At 59.5% G+C, this 16686-nt stretch carries 21 protein-coding genes and 1 pseudogene; 15 read left to right on the top strand and 7 right to left on the bottom strand.

Going from position 1 to position 16686, the window contains the following annotated elements; genetic code table 11:
• Position 1: 1 nt before the first annotated feature.
• From ACO07N_RS28190 to ACO07N_RS28180, 3 genes are all read right to left on the bottom strand, one after another.
• Positions 2–802: an SDR family NAD(P)-dependent oxidoreductase gene (locus ACO07N_RS28190; protein ID WP_421984178.1), complete on the bottom strand. Its 801-nt coding sequence runs from the start codon at positions 800–802 to the stop codon at positions 2–4.
• On the bottom strand, positions 802–1149 hold the full coding sequence (locus ACO07N_RS28185) for a cupin domain-containing protein (protein WP_421984177.1): 348 nt from the start codon (positions 1147–1149) through the stop codon (positions 802–804). Before ACO07N_RS28185 ends, ACO07N_RS28190 begins: the two co-directional genes overlap by 1 nt.
• 62 nt (positions 1150–1211) lie before the next feature.
• Positions 1212–2051, bottom strand: coding sequence for a cyclase family protein (locus ACO07N_RS28180; protein WP_421984176.1), 840 nt, complete (start codon positions 2049–2051; stop codon positions 1212–1214).
• Positions 2052–2216: 165 nt separating this feature from the next.
• Between ACO07N_RS28180 and ACO07N_RS28175 the strand changes: the two are divergent.
• Positions 2217–2402: pseudogene (locus tag ACO07N_RS28175) on the top strand (helix-turn-helix domain-containing protein); the annotation flags it as partial.
• Between the two features lie 12 nt (positions 2403–2414).
• Positions 2415–2984 carry an IclR family transcriptional regulator gene (locus ACO07N_RS28170; protein ID WP_421984506.1) on the top strand — a complete coding sequence of 190 codons (570 nt, stop codon included), beginning with the start codon at positions 2415–2417 and terminating at the stop codon, positions 2982–2984.
• Between the two features lie 43 nt (positions 2985–3027).
• Here the strand turns inward: ACO07N_RS28170 and ACO07N_RS28165 are convergent, their stop codons facing one another.
• The 3 genes from ACO07N_RS28165 to ACO07N_RS28155 form a co-directional block, all read right to left on the bottom strand.
• Positions 3028–3351: a hypothetical protein gene (locus tag ACO07N_RS28165; protein WP_421984175.1), complete on the bottom strand. Its 324-nt coding sequence runs from the start codon at positions 3349–3351 to the stop codon at positions 3028–3030.
• A 153-nt stretch (positions 3352–3504) separates the two neighbouring features.
• Positions 3505–4230, bottom strand: coding sequence for a LexA family protein (locus ACO07N_RS28160; RefSeq protein WP_421984174.1), 726 nt, complete (start codon positions 4228–4230; stop codon positions 3505–3507).
• 510 nt (positions 4231–4740) lie between these two features.
• Positions 4741–4878: a hypothetical protein gene (locus ACO07N_RS28155; RefSeq protein ID WP_421984173.1), complete on the bottom strand. Its 138-nt coding sequence runs from the start codon at positions 4876–4878 to the stop codon at positions 4741–4743.
• 18 nt (positions 4879–4896) lie between these two features.
• Between ACO07N_RS28155 and ACO07N_RS28150 the strand changes: the two genes are divergently transcribed.
• From ACO07N_RS28150 to ACO07N_RS28135, 4 genes are all read left to right on the top strand, one after another.
• Positions 4897–5151, top strand: a complete 255-nt coding sequence (locus ACO07N_RS28150; protein ID WP_421984172.1) for a hypothetical protein — start codon at positions 4897–4899, stop codon at positions 5149–5151.
• Positions 5152–5313: 162 nt separating this feature from the next.
• A complete protein-coding gene (locus tag ACO07N_RS28145) occupies positions 5314–5493 on the top strand; it encodes a ribosome modulation factor (protein WP_421984171.1) in 180 nt (59 codons plus the stop codon).
• A 100-nt stretch (positions 5494–5593) separates the two neighbouring features.
• The gene (locus ACO07N_RS28140; RefSeq protein WP_421984170.1) at positions 5594–5968 is read left to right on the top strand and encodes a DUF6362 family protein; all 375 of its coding nucleotides are present in this window, start codon (positions 5594–5596) and stop codon (positions 5966–5968) included.
• Positions 5969–6064: 96 nt separating this feature from the next.
• Positions 6065–6433, top strand: a complete 369-nt coding sequence (locus tag ACO07N_RS28135) for a hypothetical protein (RefSeq protein WP_421984169.1) — start codon at positions 6065–6067, stop codon at positions 6431–6433.
• Positions 6434–6513: 80 nt separating this feature from the next.
• On the opposite strand, the gene ACO07N_RS28130 is transcribed toward ACO07N_RS28135, so the two are convergent.
• The gene (locus ACO07N_RS28130) at positions 6514–7362 is read right to left on the bottom strand and encodes a LysR family transcriptional regulator (RefSeq protein ID WP_421984168.1); all 849 of its coding nucleotides are present in this window, start codon (positions 7360–7362) and stop codon (positions 6514–6516) included.
• A gap of 117 nt (positions 7363–7479) precedes the next feature.
• Between ACO07N_RS28130 and ACO07N_RS28125 the strand changes: the two genes are divergently transcribed.
• The 9 genes from ACO07N_RS28125 to ACO07N_RS28085 all read left to right on the top strand — a co-directional run bounded on the left by ACO07N_RS28125 (position 7480) and on the right by ACO07N_RS28085 (position 16083).
• Positions 7480–8079, top strand: coding sequence for an amino acid synthesis family protein (locus ACO07N_RS28125; RefSeq protein WP_421984167.1), 600 nt, complete (start codon positions 7480–7482; stop codon positions 8077–8079).
• A complete protein-coding gene (locus ACO07N_RS28120) occupies positions 8051–8830 on the top strand; it encodes an alpha/beta fold hydrolase (RefSeq protein WP_421984166.1) in 780 nt (259 codons plus the stop codon). The genes ACO07N_RS28125 and ACO07N_RS28120 overlap by 29 nt, the downstream gene beginning before the upstream one ends.
• A complete protein-coding gene (locus ACO07N_RS28115) occupies positions 8827–9750 on the top strand; it encodes a flavin reductase family protein (protein WP_421984165.1) in 924 nt (307 codons plus the stop codon). The genes ACO07N_RS28120 and ACO07N_RS28115 overlap by 4 nt, the downstream gene beginning before the upstream one ends.
• Before the next feature lie 2 nt (positions 9751–9752).
• Complete coding sequence (locus tag ACO07N_RS28110) at positions 9753–10787, top strand: LLM class flavin-dependent oxidoreductase (RefSeq protein ID WP_421984164.1); 1035 nt, start codon at positions 9753–9755, stop codon at positions 10785–10787.
• Positions 10788–10796: 9 nt separating this feature from the next.
• Positions 10797–12266 carry an aldehyde dehydrogenase gene (locus tag ACO07N_RS28105; RefSeq protein ID WP_421984163.1) on the top strand — a complete coding sequence of 490 codons (1470 nt, stop codon included), beginning with the start codon at positions 10797–10799 and terminating at the stop codon, positions 12264–12266.
• Between the two features lie 427 nt (positions 12267–12693).
• Positions 12694–13374, top strand: a complete 681-nt coding sequence (locus ACO07N_RS28100) for a GntR family transcriptional regulator (protein ID WP_421984162.1) — start codon at positions 12694–12696, stop codon at positions 13372–13374.
• A 26-nt stretch (positions 13375–13400) separates the two neighbouring features.
• Positions 13401–14417, top strand: a complete 1017-nt coding sequence (locus ACO07N_RS28095) for an ABC transporter substrate-binding protein (RefSeq protein ID WP_421984161.1) — start codon at positions 13401–13403, stop codon at positions 14415–14417.
• An 81-nt stretch (positions 14418–14498) separates the two neighbouring features.
• Positions 14499–15266 (top strand): ABC transporter ATP-binding protein, encoded by a 768-nt coding sequence (locus ACO07N_RS28090; RefSeq protein ID WP_421984505.1) that lies wholly within the window; start codon positions 14499–14501, stop codon positions 15264–15266.
• A complete protein-coding gene (locus ACO07N_RS28085) occupies positions 15259–16083 on the top strand; it encodes an ABC transporter permease (protein WP_421984160.1) in 825 nt (274 codons plus the stop codon). Before ACO07N_RS28090 ends, ACO07N_RS28085 begins: the two co-directional genes overlap by 8 nt.
• Positions 16084–16686: the final 603 nt, after the last annotated feature.

Below are 16686 nucleotides of genomic sequence, written 5' to 3'. Positions count from 1 at the left end.
CCTAACCCGCCGTGTAGCCGCCATCGGCATAAAGAATGTGTCCGGTGTAGAAGTCGGACGCTTTCGAGGACAGGAACAGGAGCGGACCGATCAGATCTTCCGGTTCGCCGAGACGCCCCTTCGGCACACGCGCCAGAAAGCCGTCCCGGAACCCCTTTGCGAGTTCATCGTCCTCGAACATCCAGGACGTCAGAGGCGAGCGGAACACGGTCGGTGCAATGGCATTGACGGTGATCTTGTCAGCGCCCAGTTCACAGCCGAGGGCCTTGGTAATGCCGTCGACCGCCGCCTTGGACGCGCAGTAGGCGGTATACCCCGCCGGATGACCAAGAAGACCGCGCGCGGAGGAGACCAGAACGATCTTGCCGCCGCTGGGCTGCGTCATCATCTGCGCGGTTGCCGCGCGGGCGAGCAGCCAGGACTGGGTGACATTCGCTTCCATGACATTGGAGAAGTCTTCCGGTGCCATGTCGTTGATCTTGGCGACCTTGTTCATGCCGGAGGCGACGACGAGAATGTCCAGGGAACCGTGGTGCCTGACGCAGTTCTCGACCATCTCTTCGCAGGTTGCAGCATCGGCGGGTCGCTTGTTCACCGTTTCGACGGCAGCGCCTTTCGCGCGGCACTCTTCCGCGACTTTCTCAAGAGCTTCCCTGTTTCCGGCCGCCAGGATGAGATCGCAGCCAGCGCCGGCGAGCGCGTTGGCGGCGACCGCGCCGAATGCGCCCGTTGCCCCGGTGACAAGTGCGACCTTGCCCTTGATGTCGAATAGTTCAAGTGGATGGGTCCAGACGTCAGCCATCAGTTTGCCTCCGGCGGATAGGGAATGACGACAAGCATGGTGCAGACGTGGTTCGACCGGTTTTCGATCGTGCGCACCTCGTTCGGCGCAATCGTGCAGCTGTCGTATTTCTTCAAGACAGTGGTGCCCCCGCCGCTCTCCACGGTCATTTCGCCGTCCAGAACGACATAGACCTTCTCGAACGGGGTTGAATCGGGTCCAGCGCCGCCTCCGGGCAGAAACTGGCTCAGGCCGATCCACTGGTTTTCCGGACCGCCGGCTTCAAAGCCCTGCAGGCGCAGGCCGACGACACCACGGTGATTGGGCGCTTCATAGGGCTGCGCGTCTTCAAAACGCTTCACATGCATCGCTTCCTCCCAGACGCGGCATACCGGACCGCCGTCAGGCGGCGGTCCCGGGTTTCAGGTGATCAGAAGTCTTCGCCGGCCTCGATGCGGTACTGCTGGCCGCGGTCGATCATGGCAACGAGACGAATGATGCAGCCGTCGCCCCGATCCCAGTTCCAGGGGAAGAACGCGAACGTGCAGCGCTTGCCGGTGACCGCATCAAGGTCTCCACCAACATTCTCGATCCCGAGGATGCCGTTGGAAAAGAGTGTGTTGTGGACCGGTTCCCACTCGGGGAAGTCGTCTTTCCAATCGCGCCCGCCGGACCACTCAAGGTACTCCGCTTCCAGATGCGGCAGGATCGGGCCGTTGCGCTGGGGACCGATCGCGGTTGCCAGCGGGTGATCGTTGGCCTGGGTGTCATGGCCGACGACCTTGACGCCCTTTTCGACCATCCAGTCGGCCGCGGACGGCACGAGCCCGGGGCAGTAGGCGAAATAGTCGCCGTCTTCATACTGCTTGTGCCAGCCGGTGTTGATGATCAGGACATCGTTCTTGCGAATGGCGTGGCCGCAGGCCTTTTCAAGATCGTCGGCCGTGATCTGCTCCCATTTCTGTTTCGGAACGGAGACAACAAGACCTGAGCCGAAGAAGTGGGGCAGGGGCACTTCGTCGATGAACGGCGTGCCCTGGACGACGTGCGCCGGCGCATCGATATGCGTCGTGACGTGCATCGTTGTCGTGATGGTCTGCGAGAGCACTCCGGACTTTGCCATGTAGTGCTTCCGGTCGATCTGGACGTCTGCGAAGTAGGGCCAGTTCGGACACTGGAAGCCGTAGCGGTGGGACAGGTTGTAGAATTCCACGCCCATATCGTTGTTCAGATTGTCCTGAAATTCGATGCCGCGAATAGTCACTGACATATGTGTTCCTCCCGTCAGTCAGTGTATCACTGTATTGCTAAACGGTACAGATGCATCATAATGCGGTCAAGTAGGAATGTCGACACGGCTAATTTTTTGCTCTATATGCTGCGGCTAGCGTTGCGCAAATGAGGCGAATCCGGGGTCGGTGAAAGAGGGCAAAAAATGGTTCTGACGATGGAATCTGAAAAAAAAGTCCAGTCAAGTCAGGGTGTTCAGGTCATATCGCGCGCTGCCGAAATTCTCCGCGTCCTGAAAAATGACAACAGTGGTCTCAGCCTTGGACAGATAGCTGAGCGCGTACAACTGCCCCGTTCTACGGTACAGCGGATCGTCAATGCGTTGCTATCCGAGCGCCTTGTCATGTCGTCCTCAGCCGAGGGAGGCCTTCGCCTCGGTTCCGAAATCCAGTCGCTGGCCGCTGCCGGGCGGGTGAACATGACGGAACTGGTTCATCCGGTCCTGACCGATCTGGCAAAGCGCACGAAGGAGACCGTCGACCTTGCGGTTTTCCGCGACGATCACATGGTTTTTCTGGACCAGGTCGTCGGCACGCATCGCCTGCGGACGGTTTCGGCGGTCGGGGAAGTGTTTCCTATGACAGACACGGCGAACGGGAAGGCTGCGCTGTCCCTGTTTGAAGATGACCGCGTCGTCGCGATCGCCAGCCGGGAGCTGAAGGGAAGCGGCGAGAGCCAGCGGCCCTTGTCCGATTTTCTGAGAGAGATCGAGGACATCAGGGAAACGGGAATCGCCTGGGATCTGGATGAGCACACGAAGGGTATTTCAGCCGCGGGTTTCGCCTTTCAGGATCCGGTCGGCCTGACCTATGCCATCTCCGTGCCTGTGCCCACGCACCGGTTTACGGGTCTGAAGGAAAGTCTGGTGGAGCAACTTTCCGAAGCGCGCGCGGCAGTGCTCAAGCTGGTCTGAGCAGGCCGATCCCGTGGCGTTGAGCGCGCGAGCTTGACCGGTGTTACGCAGCGACGCGGGCGGTTATGCCGGCCCGCCGGCACTCAACGCGTTCCGCTTCATAATCCGACCAGTCTTCCGGGGAGCGATCCGGCAGGTCATCGTGGCCGGGGAAGGCTGTGCGCATCACATCTTCCGTGATGTCGTTGCACCAGCCCTCGACCGGGTTGAATTCCAGGACGGCCCTGACCTGTTCGAGTTGCCCGGTCCGGATGTCCTCGACAAGCTTGTGTCTGCGCATGTCTGCCAACTCGACCTCGGGTGTATAAAGGCAATTCTCAATTTCGCAGATGACCGAGAACATGGACGTGTCCAGATTTGGTCTCATCAAGCTCCTCCCTCAAAACCAACTTCAAATTATACGTTTTTTGCGTACAAATCAAACGTAACTTAACTTAATGTACGCTTCTGCGTACGATTCATGTTGGGGCTGAAGGGTGTATGCGCCGCGTTTCTTGCGGGTTTTCAGGATATTGCCACGCTACAAGGGCTTAAAGACCATGACGATCTTCGCCTTGATCTTGACTTCGGTGTGGTCGGCGTCGCCTTCGCGATAGACAATCGTGTCCTGGAACCTCGGGTCGTCCGACTCCGGCATCAGTTCCGACTGTCCGTTCACGTTGATGAGGCGCTTGGCTGTTCGCTCGATGGTCATGCCCTCGTCCCTTGATCGCTCGACGAGGACGAGGTCATTTTCATTCAGTTCAATGCCGGCGGCGAGGTAGTCGACGCACAACAGAAGATCACCGTTGCCGGCAATCCTGTTGAGCGACTCCCCGCGCACCCTGACAACAAACTGGGCTTGTGCCGGGAAGCGTACATCATAAGATATCGTTGATTCTAATGAATTTTCTGTTTCAAAAAGCGCTGCTTCCATCCACAGGCCGGCGGCGACCTCACCGACAATCGGTACGCCGGAATTGGGCAGTTCCGGGAGTTTTTTCTGAATCTCGGCAACGGAGCCGTCAGCCAGTGCGAGGATCTCGTCGCGGGTGATGGCAGGATCTCCCTTTCCCGGCAGGACCGCGAGAAGCTTGCTGATGAAGTTTGCGGGGAGGCCCTTTTCCGGATAGCCGGCGGAGAAGTAGCGCTGGATCGAAGAGGCTTGCGAGTATCCCATCTCGCGCGCAATTGCCCGCAGCGAGAGGCCGGACCTTTCCTTCAGCAGCTGAAGCTTGTCTCGGAGCGTTGTTTCGGATTGGTCCATGTTGCCGGTGCCGTCATGTCTGCCAAGTTGATTTCTCTTTTAGCGTATGAAATCTGCGTTGACAAGTATACGCAAAATACGTACATATTGCGAATGCGCTGCAGATGCGCGGATTACGGTCGGTTCGGAACTTGAAAGGGTGGATTTGGTGGACGTGCTCAAGGATCAAATCGAGGAAGCAAGAGACCGGGTGGCTCACTTGCGACTGCGCGCTGAAAGGCCGAGTGCGCGTCTGGAGGACGAGTATGCGTTGGAGAAGGCGAGGACACGTTTGCTGACACTCGAGCTGAAAAGCGCGAGATCGCAGATGAAGTCCAATGAGGACGCCGCGAAACGAACTCGGGGCCGAAATGCAGAACGCGGCCAACGCACGCCCTGCGAAGCCGGGGCCAGCAATACAATGAGAACAAAGCATAAACATTTGCGTCTTGGGACGCGCGCACGGGCGGAGGCGTCCTTTGCGGCTCTCCAGAAAGAGAAGACCGAAACATCGGAGGAATGCTGATGGCATCAGGGGCGCATCTGGACAGGCTTGCAGCCGAGTTCGGCATCCATTTCGTAGCTCCGGCCAAGCGCATTGACGGGAGAAACCAGTGCAAGGCCCGCCGTACCTGTCAGGCGCTGCTGAAAAAACACGGGCCGGGGCATCTGCGTCTCGTTTTCGGATTGATCAATACGCCCGCCAACCGCGGCAACTGGTCGTCGCAAGTTCTGTCTGCCGTTTCCTGGCTGGTGTTGAACAAATCAGACCTCGTCGCGCATCCGGCTTTCGTGGCGCAATTCGACCTGCTCAAGCTCGATGAGATGCGGCAACGCGCCAAGGATATCAATCCGGCAGCTCCGACAATAACTTTAGCCGTCCTTCTCGCGCATGAGTTGGATGCATCTGTATCCGCAATTATGCCGGGGAAAGCAGCGTGAGGGTGCTTGTTATGAGGGCTGAGTTGATTACACTCGCGGCGACAATCAGTGAGTGTGTAGAAGAAATGTGGCAATGCGCGCCATTCTTGTGGTGCGGATCGGGGCGGGAACTCAGGCAGGGTGACTTAGTCGGGCAAAAATCAACGATCTTTGGTGGGGCAAATGGGTGTTTATCAGACAAAGGCGCAGGTTCATGCATTCGAGCGGGGCTTCCAGGCCTATGGAAAGGGAAAGTCTCAATCCGACAATCCCTATCCGCGCGAAGCCGACTATTTCACCTTGTGGAAACAGGGTTTCCAGGAGGCACGACAACAGGACAGCGATACGGAGCACCGGGCATAAAACCGGCTTCACGGCTTAAGCGTGATCGCTCTCGTTCCGGTGCCGCGACGGACCGACTATCGGCGCTGCCTTGCTGCGGGCCCCGGACGGGAGCGCAAAGATGAGCGGCTGCCCGGAGAGCAAGGAGATCATGTCGCGATTGGTCGAGGCTATGATTGTCGTCGCCTGCACGGCGAAAGGCGACGGTCCGAAGTCCATCCTGTCTGCCTGGCCCGATTTCCGGCGCAAGGTCGCGCGGCGGAAGCGAACGTTCGAGCCCCGGCAGATATCGAGAGCGGAAGAGGCACTGACGTGGTTCGCTCTTGTTGATGATCTGGACAGCCGGCGCGCCTTGCAATTCGAGGTCATGTGCAAGGCAGGCGGTGGCCCCTTCAGCCGGACATGTGAAAAGTACGGCTGGAAAAGATCCACCGTGACAAGCCGAAACCGGGTGGTTCTGAAACAGATTGCCCGGAAACTTGAAGAGGCGGCCTGACCAAAACGGGCCATGGACATATCGTGCAAGTTTTGATTGCTGCAAGGTAAGTCTCTATTTCTGATTTCAGGGCGATTTGCGGCATGATAGAAGGGTTTGAAACTCAAGCCGGAGGGGCGAATGCGGACTACACCAATCCTCACACTAATTTTTGCGTCGATGTTTTTTGTACCGGCCGTCTCGGCCGAGACGCTTTCCCAGAAACAGATAAAGAGTGAACTGATCGGAAAGAAACTCTCATATAGCGGTGCATTCTCAGGGAAAATCACCTATCGCCCGGGAGGTGGTTTTGTCTATTCCGCCGGGAGCGGAAAGAAACTCACGGGCCGTTGGCATTTCAAGGGCAACAAGCTTTGCACTAAATTCGACAACAACTTCCGCGGTGGACGGGTGAGTTGTTTCACATTCGAGAAAACGGGAAAGCGCACCTATGTTACCAGTCTCGGATACAAGGTGCGCAGGTAAGGCTTCCGTCAGCGCATTCTGTTCCCTGCGCCCCACCACAAATAAGTACTGCCGCCATTTGACGGTTTGAGGCCCTCGAGTCAGCCTGCGCCGACAGATCCGACGATCCAGTTCCTGAACGCGACCGCTGCTTCCGTCTTCGATTTGATGGAGAGGTAGTAGTTTTCGTTAGCCGTCAGAGAGGCTGCGTGCGCGGGTTCGATCAGGTTCTGTTGTCGCGGTGAGATGGCAAGGTGTTCGTGAACGAGACAGACGCCGTTGCCGTGAATGGCCATCTGCAGCGCGGGTCCATAGGAATCCACAAGAAGGCCTGGCGGGCGCGATGACATGCCGGCCGCCAATGCCCAGGGTTTCCAGCCGTCCGACGTTCCGACCGCCTCAATCAGGGGCAGGTGTTCGAAATCTCCCGCCAGAGCCGGAGATTTCAGGGCAACCAGCTTGTCGGTGCCCAGAAGTTCAGCGTCGGAACCGGCCTGTTTGCGGGATCCGAAGCGAATTTCAACGTCGGCGGCGGTTTGTGTGAATTCGTCGGGCCATACAGCCCCGATCAGCCGGAGAACGACATCGGGATGTCTTTCGGTGAATTCCGGAAGTCTGGGAGCAATGACCCACTGAATGACACTGATCGAAGCGGATACCGTCAGATGGTCAGACGCCTGGTCGGCGGCGAAAGCTGCGGTGGCTCCGGTCAGGGTGGCCAGCGCCGTGTCCACCTGGGGCAGCAAACGGCGGCCATGATCCGTAAGGGCGAGGCCGCGCGCCTTGCGGTCAAACAGCAAAACACCGAGACGCATTTCCAGCGATTTGACCTGCTGGCTGACCGCTGACTGGGTCATTCCGATTTCGCCGGCCGCGGCCGTGAAACTCAGGTTTCTCGCCGCGGCCTCGAACGCGCGAAACCAGTTCAGAGGGGGCAATACCGGCGCCATGATCAAGTTACCTATTGGTCTGACTAATACCTGAGACTGAAAATCATTCGTTTGTCCGGAAAGTCAAGGCGCTCGATACTGGCGCAGGACGTCGGGAAGGGGATTTCGGAGGACGGAATGGATCCTGAGATCAGGAAAATCGTGACCTTTGACGAAGAAGTCTTCATCGAAGGCTTCCGCAAGGCGGATGTGCCATGGCGCATGTTCGCGGTGGCAGCCGTGGTGCAAAATCCGTGGGCCGGCCGTTATGTTGAGGATCTGCGTCCGGAAATCCGGAGTTTCGGTCCGGTCCTCGGTGAACTCATGACCGAGAGGATGATCAAGCTTGCGGGGAGCGGCGCGGCGATCGAGGCCTATGGCAAAGCCGCCGTCGTCGGGCTCGACGGCGAGGTGGAACATGCGTCCGGCCTGATCCACACCTTGCGGTTCGGCAATCACTACCGGCAAGCGGTCGGCGCGAAGTCCTACCTGGCCTTCACCAACACCCGCGGTCCTGCCAATGCTCCGATCATGGTGCCGTTGATGGACAAGAACGACGCCGGTCGCCGGTCACACTATCTGACCATTCAGTTTGCCATTGCCGATGCACCGCGCGCCGACGAGATCGTCGTCGTCCTTGGCGGTGCTACAAGCGGCCGGCCTTTTCACCGGATTGGCGACAGGTATCAGGATCTGGAAGAGATGGGCCATGACCTGGACAACCCGGCCGCGGTCTGACGTCAACGGCCTTGCCGTCTCCTCTTCCGGCAAGGGTCCGCGCATGGTGCTGATCCACGGCGTCGGACTTCGGGCCGAGGCCTGGAACGGGCAATCCGCCGCCCTGTCCGCGCGTTTCGAGGTCCTGGTCCCCGACCTCCCGGGTCACGGGGACAGCGCCGCATTGCCCGCTTCGTCCGGATTGCAGGTTTTCGGTGACCGCATCGCGCGCCTGCTCGATCGGCCAGCCGTTGTCGTCGGCCACTCCATGGGGGCGATGATCGCGCTGGACCTCGCCGGCCGATACCCGGATCAGGTGAAAGGCGTCGCGGCCCTGAATGCGATATTCCGGCGAAGCCCCGCAGCCCGGGCCGCAGTCAGGGAACGGGCTGCGAAGATGGGCGGAACAAGTGCTGCCGATCCGTCACCGACACTCGCCCGCTGGTTCGGTGAGCATTTGAGCCCGGAGCGCGCCGCCTGCCATGACTGGCTCAGCAACATGGACCCGGACGGCTACAAGGCCGCCTACTCCGTTTTTGCGAGCGAAGACGGTCCGGCAGATGAAACACTCAGAAAACTGTCATGCCCGGCGCTTTTCATGACCGGGGGACGTGAGCCGAATTCCACTCCGGCGATGAGCCGCGCAATGGCCGCTCTTGTGCCGGACGGCAGGGTGGAGATTGTCGAAGATGCGGCGCACATGATGCCCATGACGCATCCCGAGGAGATCAACCGGACCTTGCTTGAATTTGCAGAGAGGTGCCAAGAATGAGCGAGATCGAACCACGCGAGCTCCGGGACGCCTTTGGGCGGTTCATGACCGGCGTCACGGTCGTAACGTGCCTGGATGAAACGCGCCGGCCCGTCGGTTTCACGGCGAACTCGTTTTCCTCCGTGTCGCTGAGCCCGCCGCTGCTGCTGGTCTGCCCGGGCAAATTCCTTTCCAGTTTCAAGGCATTCAGCGCCTGCAAGAGCTTCGCGGTCAGCGTCCTGAGCGAGGGCCAGGAGGACATTGCAAACATTTTCGCCGGTTACAAGGGCGACCGGTTTGCGCGCGTGGACCACGCCATCAACACTTCAGGGGTTCCGGTTATCGACGGCGCTGTTGCGTCCTTTTCGTGCCGGACCCATCAGGTCATGCCGGCCGGAGACCATGTGATCCTGATCGGTGAGGTTACAGAGTTTTCGCAGAGCGAGGGGCGCGGGCTCGGTTATGCGGGCGGCCGGTTCTTCAGTCTGGGCCTGGAACACAAGGCGCGCGATCCCGGTGCCAGAAAGAACATCTGCGGCGCCCTTGTCGAGGCCGACGGTGGCGTCCTCTTGAAGGCATCACCTGAGGGATACAGTTTGCCGGAATGTGTCGCGCCGGACAGAACGTCGCTCAGAGACTGCCTTCGCAGCGAGTTGCAGAAACTCGGGATGAACGTCGAACTCGGGCCTGTCTTTTCCGTCTTCGACGACCAGGACCAAGGCACTCACTTTGCCTACCTCTTGGCCAGGGCTGCAAACGTGGATGCGGCGGCGGGCTGCGAGTGCATCCCATTTTCCGAATTGAGCGGTCTTCGTTTCAATTCGCCTGCGACCGCACGCATGGTGGCGCGGTTTGCGGAAGAGGTTCGGACACGCAACTTCAATCTCTATCTCGGCAACGCGGTCTCAGGAGAGACGCACCGGCTTCAGGAAAGGGCCTGATCATGGAGTTTTCCCTTTTTGCGCACATGGAACGGCTCTCTCCGGACGAACCGCATGCCAAGCTCTACGAGGACTTTCTGGGCCTGTGCAGAATGGCGGACGAGGGCGGGATGCGCGCGATCTGGACCGGTGAACATCACGGCATGGAATTCACCATCGCACCCAACCCGTTTCTGTCGCTGGTCGACCTGGCGCATCATACGAAAAATGTGCGTCTCGGCACCGGCACGATCGTTGCTCCGTTCTGGCATCCGATCAAGCTCGCGGGCGAGGCGGCAGCCGCAGACCTGATGACCGGCGGGCGGATCGAACTGGGGATCGCGCGGGGCGCTTACTCCTACGAGTACGAGCGGATGATGCCGGGGATGGACGCGTGGGAAGCAGGGCAGAGGATGCGCGAAACGACACCTCTCTTGAGGAAGCTCTGGCAGGGCGACCATGCACATGACGGCGAATTTTTCGCGTTTCCCGAGTCCACCGCGTCGCCGAAACCGGTCCAGGAAGAGGGCCCTCCAATCTGGATTGCAGCCAGGGATCCGAACAGTCACGAATTCGGAGTGCATAACGGTTTCAATATCCAGGTCACCCCGCTTTGGCAGGGTCACGCTGAGGTGGAAACCCTGATGGGGCGTTTCAACGACGCCTGCGCCACGCATGAAGGACCACGGCCGAAGATCATGCTGCTGCACCACACATATGTCGGTGCGGACAGCGATGATGTTCACCGGGCGACGCAGGAACTCTCCCGGTTCTATTGCTACTTCGGGGCGTGGTTTCAGAACAAGCGGCCCGTCTCGCAGGGATTGATTGCAGAGCTTTCGGAAGAGGAAATCGCCGGGAACCAGATGATGGCGCCGGAGAACCTTGCCCGGGACCTGACGATCGGCACGACCGACGAGGTCATCGACCGGCTCAAACGCTATGAGGATCTCGGTTATGATGAGTTTTCGTTCTGGATCGACAGCGGCATGAGCGCGGAACGGAAACGCGCTTCGCTTGGCCGGTTCATCGATGACGTCATGCCGGCATTCAGCTGAGGGAAGAAGATGCAGCACTACCAGCTTTTCATCGACGGTGCCTGGACAGAAGGCAGCGCTAGTCAGGTGATGTCTTCGCAGAACCCCGCGACCGGTAAGGACTGGGCGACCTTTGCCTGTGCTTCGCCTGAAGACGTTGACCGGGCGGTGGCCGCTGCCCGACGCGCACTTGAAGACCCTTCGTGGCGGGACATGACCCAGACCGCGCGTGGCAAACTGCTTTATCGGCTGGCAGAGTTGATCGAAGCCAACGCGGCGCAGCTCGGGGAGATCGAGACAAAGGACAGCGGCAAACTGCTCGCGGAGACCGCCAGCCAGACCAAGTATGTCGGCGACTATTATCGATACTATGCGGGACTGGCAGACAAGATCGAAGGTCAGGTTCTTCCGATCGACAAGCCGGACATGCATGTCTTCACACAGCGTGCGCCCATCGGTGTCGTTGTGGCGATCGTTCCGTGGAATGCCCAGATGTTCCTGACGGCGACAAAACTCGGTCCCGCGCTCGCGGCGGGATGCGCCGTTGTCCTGAAAGCTTCGGAGATCGCTCCGGCGCCGATGCTGGAATTCGCGCGGCTGGTCGAGGAAGCCGGGTTTCCTGCCGGCGTGGTATCGGTGATTACAGGTGATGCGGAGAACTGCGCCATTCCCCTGACGCGGCACCAGGATGTCGACCGGATCGCGTTTACCGGCGGGCCTGAAACGGCCCGGCACGTCGTGCGCAATTCAGCTGAGAACTTTGCGGTCACGACGCTCGAACTTGGCGGCAAGTCTCCGATCATCGTCTTTGAGGACGCGGATCTGGAAGGTGCTGCTAATGGATTGATCGCAGGCAATTTCGGCGCGTCGGGGCAAAGTTGCGTTGCCGGGACACGCGGTCTGGTGCAGCGGTCTGTTTTCGAAGAGCTGGCAGGGCGTATCGCCGAGAAATCCGAGGGCATCGTTGTCGGCGATCCCCTGGAGGCGGCTACGCATGTCGGTCCGCTTTGCACAGCAGCACAGGTCGAGCGGATCAAGGCGACACTGGCGACCGCGAAGGGGCAGGGGGCCCGGATCCGTTTCGGCGGCGAAGCTCTCGACCGGCCAGGCAACTACATGGCTCCGACACTGGTGGAATGCCCGACCCCGGAGACGGCGACATTGCATGTCGAGATGTTCGGCCCGGTGATGTCTCTGTTGCCTTTCGACACGGAGGAGGAGGCGATCGCGCTCGCGAATGAAACGCCTTATGGCCTCGGGTCAGGCGTCTTTACGCAGAATGTCGCGCGTGCCCATCGCGTTTCAACGCGATTGAGGGCGGGGATCTGCTGGGTGAACACCTACCGCGCCGTGTCTCCGATCGCGCCCTTCGGCGGGTTCAACCAGTCCGGCTATGGACGGGAAGCGGGTCTCGAGGCGATCCTTGACTACACACGCACTAAGACCACCTGGATCAACATGTCGGACGCACCGATGAGCAATCCCTTCGTCATGCGCTGACCGGCGGTGCTCGCAAGGCGGGTTGGGCAACGCGATTTGGTGTTTGCCGCTGAGTCAAAGCCCAAATTTCGCACTGTGCGTGGTTTGGATACCGGACGTTTTCCTGAAATTGTCATCCCGGTTTGCCGCCTGTGCGGCAAGACCGGGAGCCAGTATTCTGTGTGACCTGAGATCCGAAAAACGGTCAAGCAGGCGTCTACTGGATCCCGGCCTTCCGCTGCGCTTCAGCCGGGAGGACAAGTCCATTCAGTGGAGATTGCACCATAAGATACAGTTCCTGGCAGACTGAGCGGCGTTGACCGGCGGTCCATTCTGTCGAAACCGTAATTTGCAATGCCCATCTTTACGGTGTCATGTGCTGTTGCACTTGACACTGCTTTGTCGATTATTGGAAAAATATCCAACTTTTTTTAAATAAGGGCACAGAATGCTTTTCGGTGGACGCATCAAGGATGACGAGACGGTCGTGGCGATGCTTGCGTCCGCAATCCGCCGCGACATTTCGTTCGGCGTTCTGCCCCCGGACGAAAAGCTCAAGATAGAAGCGTTGCGCCAGGCCTATGGCGGGTCCAATCATTCGATGCGCGAAACCTTGCGGATGCTGGCGGCGGAAGGGCTGGTTGAGGCGACCAGCCAGCGCGGGTTCCGGGTCATGTCGGCGACGCAGGAAGATCTGGAAGACATTTTGCTGATGCGGCTTCAAACCGAAAAGCTGGGATTGAAGCGGGCCATGGAGCGCGGCGATGTCGCCTGGGAATCCAGGGTGGTCGCCACGTTTCACGCGCTCGGCCGCGCGGAAACGGCAGTCCGGGCTCAACCTGACGACATGACGGCACTGGAGTGGGACGAGGCCTGCCGCACACTGTCGGAAACGCTTGTGTCCGCCTGCGGCTCACGGCGGCTCATTCAGATGGCCGGAAAATTCTACAATCAGGGACGGCGGTTCCGTCTTGCGCTCCTGCGGGAAGGGCGGATCGATTTTGTAGCGCGGGCGCAGCGAATGGAAAAGCTTCAAAAGGCCGTACTCGGCAGAGACGAGGATACAGCTCTCACCCTGCTTGAAGACGATATCCGCGCCGACCTCGGCGCAAGACGAATAACAGCTTGAACGGAACAAAACGGGATGACCAGAACATGAGATTCAACAGACGCCAGACCCTCGGTCTGATGGGAGCCGCCGCCGCAACAACGCTGGCCGCACCCGCGATTGCACAGAACAGGAAAATCGTGGTGGGCGCGCTGCGCTTCACGTCGCATTCCGGCAGCTTCATTGCGGTTGAACGCGGTTACTTCGCCGATGCCGGTCTCGACGTGGAACTGAAGTTCTTTCAGGCTGCCCAGCCGATGGCCGTCGCCATCGCCTCAGGTGACGTGGACTACGCCGTGACCGCCGTGTCCGGCGGGCTGATTTCGCTGGCCGACAAGGGTGCGATCAAGGTGATCGGCGGTGCTCTCAGCGAAGAGAAAGGCATTGACGGGCAGAAGATCCTGGCGTCCGACGCCGCTTACAAGGCGGGGCTGACGTCGCCCGCGCAACTCGGCGGCAAGACATTCGGCATGTCCACGGCCGGCTCTTCCTTCCATTACATGGGCTCGAAGGTCGCAAAGGCCGAAGGCGTCGAGATGTCGTTCAAGCCGCTGCAGAAGGTCGGTGCGATCATCGGGGCGCTCAAATCAGGCCAGATCGATGCGTGGTCCATCGTTCCGCATATCGCCAAACCGCTTGCCGGCTCCGGAGCTGTCCACATCATCGGCGACATTTCGGACTATCTCCCGGGCTACCAGGTGACGACCGTCTTCACCTCGGCCAAGAATGCCGCCGACGAACGCGGTCAGACCGAGGACTTCCTGTCCGGGTTCGGCAAGGGCGTCAGCGACTACAATTCCACGATGATCGACAAGGCCGGCGGTGACGACGGCGTGAACGAGATGGTCGATCTGATCCACAAATACGTTTACACCGACCGTCCCCGCGAAAAGGCGGCGCCGTCCATCATCAACGGCACGATGCGCATCAACGAAGGATCGCGTTTGAACATTGCCTCGCTCAAGGATCAGCTGGAGTGGTTCCAGTCCGAAGACCTCGTCGGCAAGGATATCACGCTCGACACCCTTGTGGACGGCAGCTACGTGGAAACCTACGAAGGCTAAGTCTCAAGGTGGAACGGCGGTCCGAAGTGGAGGCCGCCGCCCCGTTTTTTCCGGGTCCCTTCAGGCGGTTCACACATGGGCATGGATATCAGACTGGACGGCATCAGCCATTCCTATGGCGAGACAGAAGTCCTTCGGGACATCTCGCTGGATATTCCGACGGGTCAGATTGTCTGCCTTGTCGGACCGTCCGGTTGCGGAAAGTCGACGCTCTTGCGGCTGATCGGCGGCCTGGAACGCCCGGGCAGCGGACGGGTGCTGCAGCTTGGTGCACCACCCGCCGACAGCCTCAATCCGCTGACCTTCGTGTTCCAGGACTTCGCCCTGCTGCCCTGGCGGACCGTGAAAGGCAACATCTCGCTGGTCCTGGAAGATCATGGCATTCGGGGCAAACGGTCCAAGGCGATCATCGATGATGTCCTGAACCGCACGAAACTTGCCGATTTCGCGGATGCGCTGCCGAAGCAGCTGTCCGGCGGCATGAAACAGAGGGTTGCCATCGCGCGCGCACTGGCGGTCAACCCGGCGGTGATGCTGATGGATGAACCCCTGTCGGCGCTCGACGCCCAGACCCGTGAATTGCTGATGGACGATCTGGTGGCGCTCTGGACCCGCCAGCCGTTTACCGCTGTCTATGTCACCCACAACCTGGCCGAAGCGGTGCGTCTCGGGCACACGATCGTGGTGCTGTCGCGACGGCCCGGTCAGATCCGCGAGATCGTCCGCATCGACACACCGATCGGCGGGCGCCGCGCCGGGGATCCGGTCTGCCAGACCAAGCATGACCTGCTTTGGGAACTCATGCGCGAAGAGGCCCGCGCCGCGGACGAGGAACTGATCGATGGCTGAAACAGAGGCGACGAGCCGCCAGGAGGACGACAAGCCGATCGAGGTCCGGTTCCGCGGCGGTGGCTTTGCCCCCAGATCGCTTCGCTGGGTAGGCGTTGCCGTCTTTGTTGTCCTGATCGGCCTGATCCAGTGGGGTACGCAGACCGGCTGGATTTCCGCGTTGACCCTGCCCAAGCCGACCGACGTGCTGGCGACTTTCGTCCAGCTCTGGGAGAGCGGCCTTCTCTTCAAACACTTGCAACCCTCCCTGACACGGCTGGTGATCGGCGCGGCGCTGGGGGCGAGCACGGGGATCGCGATCGGGGTTCTGATCGGACTGTTTTCCTATGTCAGGGCAGGGCTGGTACCGCTGGTCGCCGCGATTTTTCCGATCCCGAAGATCGCGCTTCTTCCTCTGTTCGTGATCTGGTTCGGGATTGATGAAGGATCGAAATACGCATTGATCGCATTCGGCACGTTTACGCCGACGGTTGTGGCGACCTATGGCGCGGTCGACAATGTCGACCGGTCGCTGATCCGCATGGGCCAGAGTTTCGGTCTTTCCTGGTCGTCGATCGTGCGGAAGATCGTGCTGCCCGGCGCCATGCCGGGTATTCTCTCCGGTCTGCGCATCAGCCTCGCGATCGCGATTATCCTGCTTGTTGCAGCTGAAATGCTCGGTGCCGAGTATGGCATCGGGGCGTACATCCTCGAGGCTGGCTCGCTCTACGATCTGGAGCGGTTGTTCGCCGGCGTCGTGATCCTGTCGCTTCTGGGTGTTCTCGTGAGTGCGCTGATCGGCCTCCTGGAAAAGCGGCTGCTGGGTTGGCGGGTCTAGGGTCAGAACTCATTGATCTGGATGAATTGGTAGGGATGAATTTGTTCGGATACGAGGCGCAAAGCTGCAGGAAACCGTCCGGTATCCAAAGATTTGCAACGACGTTGCCGGGCAAAAGCACTCTATCCCTGCGGCACGCAAAAACGGCTTCGATCTGCTTCGTCAAACCGCTCAACTGGGCAGGAAGCCCGCTTGTCGCGCTTTTCCTTGCTGCTCATCGCCGTTTGCTGCGCCAATTCAACCAAATGAATGAGTCCTGACCCTAGAAAAAGCTCCGTGAGCGCTCAATCTGAACCCCGGTTCAAGCCCCTGACTGCAAATCCACTTTCAATCTGTGTGGTCTGAACCGGTGTTTCAGACACGGACGCTTGATGGACGCCTCGTCAAATCGGGGCTAAAACGCTCCTCATCACGGTACATTGGGAAAGTGCGGCCGTTGCCGTTTCGAAGTCCATGCGACATGTCCAAGCTGCGGCAGCTGAGCAACCTATGTCCTTCAGTACAGCTTCAAAAAGGAATGCAATTTTAAGTAGAGTTTCTTCTTGACATATGGAACATATAAAGAACAAAATGACATATGCTTTTTGTGAGTGTCCAGTTTTC

It is taken from the genome of Roseibium sp., from assembly GCF_965229775.1.
Classification (GTDB): domain Bacteria; phylum Pseudomonadota; class Alphaproteobacteria; order Rhizobiales; family Stappiaceae; genus Roseibium.
Note: the sequence above shows the minus strand (reverse complement) of the source record. Positions and strands in the feature narration are given on the sequence as shown.